The sequence below is a fragment of the Proteiniphilum sp. UBA1028 genome (assembly GCF_002316955.1).
GTDB lineage: Bacteria > Bacteroidota > Bacteroidia > Bacteroidales > Dysgonomonadaceae > Proteiniphilum.
Genome location: NZ_DCEN01000051.1, coordinates 1 through 3620, shown reverse-complemented (window position 1 = coordinate 3620; position 3620 = coordinate 1). Strand labels below are relative to the sequence as shown.

The following is a 3620-nucleotide window of genomic DNA, read 5'->3' as shown; positions in this document are numbered from 1 at the left end:
GCCGCCGGCCCCGACGGTACGGAGCGCGAAATCGCGGTAATGGAACTAAGAGTAAACTAGCTGATTGATAAAAGTTGATCACAAAAAATTAATAATCAAAAGCCAAAGGCTGAAAGTTAAAAAGATATGACAACCCGAATAATATGCTTTTTCCTGTTGCTGGCACTGGCACCGGCAGCTGTCCTCTACCCGCAAACCACCGCCCGGGAGCGGATTGAACAACGACGGCAACAGGCACAGCAGATACCACAGGTAGCGTCTGTCCCGGCCATCCGGGGAAATCAGCCCAACGTCAATTGGGAAGAAGAGATCGCCCATGCCCGCTGGTCCCGCATCATCTATCGCTATATCGACCTCACGAACGAGGTCAACGCACCCCTCTACCACCCCGTCACCCCCACAGCGGGCCAGCACAACCTCTTCACCCTCATCTTCCGTCTGCTGCAGGGAGATCACATCCGGGCGTATGAATACCTCGACGGACGCGAGGAGTTTACCGAGGAATACCGCGTCCGCTTTCCCGAACTGCTCACCCGCTTCGGCATCTACCATACAGCCGAAAACGGCACCATCACGGTGAGCGATGCAGACCTGCCCTCCCACGAAGTACTCGGCTACTACCTGAAGGAAGCCTACTACTTCGACAGCGCCACCTCCGGTTTCCGGGTGAAGCCCCTGGCCCTCTGCCCCATCCTCTTCCGGCAGGAGGAAGTTGCCTCGGCCGATACCCGCTACCCCCTTTTCTGGATCCACTATGAGGACCTGGCACCCTACACCCGCCGGATGCCGTTGATGGCCTCCGCCCTCAACAACAGCGTCACCGGGAGCATCGACGACTTCTTCCGGAAGAGAAGCTACAAAGGCGAGATCTACAAAACCGGCAACCCCGGCAATCGTTCCATCTCGCAGTACACCTCCACTCCCGAAGAGATGAAAGCCGAACAGGAACGGATTGAACAAGAGCTCCTCGATGTTGAACAGCTCATCCGCAAGGAAGGAGAAGTGATTGCCACCCCACCCCGTGAGGTGAAGCGTAGCAGCAACAAAAAATCTTCCGGCACCACCACCTCCGCATCCCAAACCATGCGCAACCGGAGGTACTGATACCGAAAAAAATCGTTTATTTAACTAAATAGATCCCTTCCTTATTTTTTGATCTGAATTATTGTTATATTTGCCTCACAATCCTGATGCTGATGGATAACACTTGTTTCTACCACGGCATCCGGTTTTGATGAATCTTCGTAAACACTTCCCCCAATGGCAGTTTTTACGCATGTTATAAAATTGGCATTTCCGAATGTTGGCATAAACTTTCGGAAATAATTCGTTCTCCCGACATCACCTTCGTCCGTCAGCGTTCATGATATAAACCTAACATTCAGACACTTTAATTACAACAAATAGAATTTGAATTAAACAAGTAATGAGAAAACTATTATTACTAATCAGTTTAACGATTAGTTTAAAAAGCTTTGGACAAGAAGTAACTGACAATTTAAGTAAGGTATTTAGGATAAATGCCTTAAATCCTGGACTTGAATTTGAGATGCCGATTTCGAATAAATCGACTATTTCAATAAATCCAGGAATTGGAATTCATGGAAGCTATATGCACCTTGAGTACGATTATTTGGTAAGTGGAGTTACATATTATATCTCACCATTTTTGGATTTGTCATACAAAAAGATTTATAATCGGACTAAAAGACAATCAAAAAGTAAAAATCTTGATTATAATTCAGGAAACTACTGGGGATTAAGGCTTTTGACCAATTTCAAAGAAATCGAATCAAAAAACATTTACCGAATTGACGATATAAGTTTTGATTTTGGGCCCACCTGGGGAATACAAAGAGCATATGGAAAAATGCACCTACTTTTTGACGTTGGAGCCGTCTATTACTTTGACACAAAAGGGAACAGTGGATTTTTTCCGATAATGTTACAACTAAACCTTGGATTCAATGCAAAAAAATGGTAAATGCCTGACTGACAATAAAACATAAAACGCCAACAGGCTATTAAAAAAATACGACAATGACAAAACAAATATTACTTGCAACAATTTTTCTCGGACTTCTTTCTTGTGGACAAAAGCGAAATAGTGACGCCAATATTAGTAATGTTACAGTCGAAGACAATTACAAGCCGACCTTTACTGTTTCTCAACTCAGTGACAATTTTGAATTAGGATTCAAACAAATACAATCCGATAGCTTCGGACAAATTTTATGGCAAAAGGAAGAATACTACAAGTCAAAGCATCCGAAATAACGGTTATCAGTCAGCTGAATAACGATTATATCAGCCTCACGGATATGGCCGTTACTTTTCGAGAAGGTAGCAAAAAGACTGGCAAATGGATAACCAACAAAAATAAGATAGAGTATCTTGGCGTTTTGGGAAAAATAAATAATCCCAATTTTAATTACCCCGAATTCGGGGTAATTGGACAAGAAGCAGGGCTTGGGAACAAATTAGAAATGAAATATTTTTTGATTTTCGAGGCTATTCTTCTATTGATAGGATTTTATTTAATTTAACAGTCTGAATATGGTTTTCAAAATGAATAATACAGAGAAAAAGATAAACGAGAAGTTTGTTACGGTTTTAACTGCAACTTTTGGATATGAAATTGCGATAATTCGAGGCAAATTAGAATCAGAAGGAATTACTTGTTTCGTGCAAGACGAATTAACAGTTCAAGTCAATCCATTTTATTCAAATGCGATTGGAGGAGTGAAACTTCAAGTCAGAGAAAGCAATTTAAACCAAGCTATTGAAATTTTGAAAGAAACGGGATATATTAAAGATGATAATTTGCAATCGCCAGAAGAGTTGTCTCGTTTTGAAAATTATTCTGATGTGCAAGAGGAAGTAAACGATGAAGCAAAGATATTTTGTCCATTTTGCGGTTCAAACGAGGTTGTTAAATCGAAGAAGGCAGGTTGGTTCTTTTTAACTACTTCAATACTGTTTGCGACTCCAACACCGTTTTTTCAAAAGAGATATTATTGCTTTGATTGCAAAAAAGAGTTTAAACAAAAAAGAAAATGATTAGTCAATGCCAGCAGGTAACGAGCGGTTTCACGCAAGCTGGACAGCGGTATGTCGGGAGATAACAATAGTAAACGTTAAAGAATAAATACATGAAAGCAAATGCATTGAAATTAAATTACCTACCATAAAAGAACAAGAGCGAATTTTAAGATTGTTTGGACGCGATAAAGATATTTTCAAATTGGATCTTATAGAAAAATATAATGCAAACTTATACGGCTGCTAACACGTTATCGGTCATTTAAAAAAGATACCCAACACATAGATTATGACAGGCATAGGGCCAGATAAAAAACGAAAAATATCCACTAAATGGACAAAAGAGACTATGTTTTCTTAAGAATATTATAACGAATCCCAATATTATAGTCGGAGATTACACACTTATTGGGATAGTGTCGTTTTTCATTAAAAAATTCATGATGGAAGCAAAAGTACGGCAAAGTAAACCAAACGCATGTTAAAATGCCCGGCTATTACTTTCACATTTGTGCGTATTTGTTTAAATAGTCGAGCCTTAAAAAGCCCATTTTCCTTTGGTTTGTAAAATTATACCG

At 40.5% G+C, this 3620-nt stretch carries 5 protein-coding genes and 1 pseudogene; all 6 read left to right on the top strand.

Going from position 1 to position 3620, the window contains the following annotated elements; genetic code table 11:
* The first annotated feature begins 126 nt into the window (after window positions 1-126).
* Window positions 127-1104, top strand: coding sequence for a gliding motility protein GldN (gene gldN, locus B3Z75_RS09480; RefSeq protein WP_294070758.1), 978 nt, complete (start codon window positions 127-129; stop codon window positions 1102-1104).
* Window positions 1105-1426: 322 nt separating this feature from the next.
* Window positions 1427-1984: a hypothetical protein gene (locus B3Z75_RS09475; RefSeq protein ID WP_294070756.1), complete on the top strand. Its 558-nt coding sequence runs from the start codon at window positions 1427-1429 to the stop codon at window positions 1982-1984.
* A gap of 56 nt (window positions 1985-2040) precedes the next feature.
* Window positions 2041-2277: a hypothetical protein gene (locus B3Z75_RS09470; RefSeq protein WP_294070754.1), complete on the top strand. Its 237-nt coding sequence runs from the start codon at window positions 2041-2043 to the stop codon at window positions 2275-2277.
* Window positions 2235-2546: a KilA-N domain-containing protein gene (locus B3Z75_RS09465; RefSeq protein ID WP_294070752.1), complete on the top strand. Its 312-nt coding sequence runs from the start codon at window positions 2235-2237 to the stop codon at window positions 2544-2546. The genes B3Z75_RS09470 and B3Z75_RS09465 overlap by 43 nt, the downstream gene beginning before the upstream one ends.
* 22 nt (window positions 2547-2568) lie before the next feature.
* A complete protein-coding gene (locus B3Z75_RS09460) occupies window positions 2569-3060 on the top strand; it encodes a putative signal transducing protein (RefSeq protein WP_294070749.1) in 492 nt (163 codons plus the stop codon).
* Window positions 3061-3350: 290 nt separating this feature from the next.
* A pseudogene (locus B3Z75_RS14280) lies at window positions 3351-3446 on the top strand (chloramphenicol acetyltransferase); the annotation flags it as partial.
* Window positions 3447-3620: the final 174 nt, after the last annotated feature.

Bases quoted from the DNA above. Each gene is read 5' to 3' on its own strand.
- B3Z75_RS09465 (WP_294070752.1), top strand. From the start codon at position 2,235: ATGGCAAAAGGAAGAATACTACAAGTCAAAGCATCCGAAATAACGGTT.
- B3Z75_RS09475 (WP_294070756.1), top strand. From the start codon at position 1,427: ATGAGAAAACTATTATTACTAATCAGTTTAACGATTAGTTTAAAAAGC.
- B3Z75_RS09470 (WP_294070754.1), top strand. From the start codon at position 2,041: ATGACAAAACAAATATTACTTGCAACAATTTTTCTCGGACTTCTTTCT.
- B3Z75_RS09460 (WP_294070749.1), top strand. From the start codon at position 2,569: ATGAATAATACAGAGAAAAAGATAAACGAGAAGTTTGTTACGGTTTTA.
- gldN (WP_294070758.1), top strand. From the start codon at position 127: ATGACAACCCGAATAATATGCTTTTTCCTGTTGCTGGCACTGGCACCG.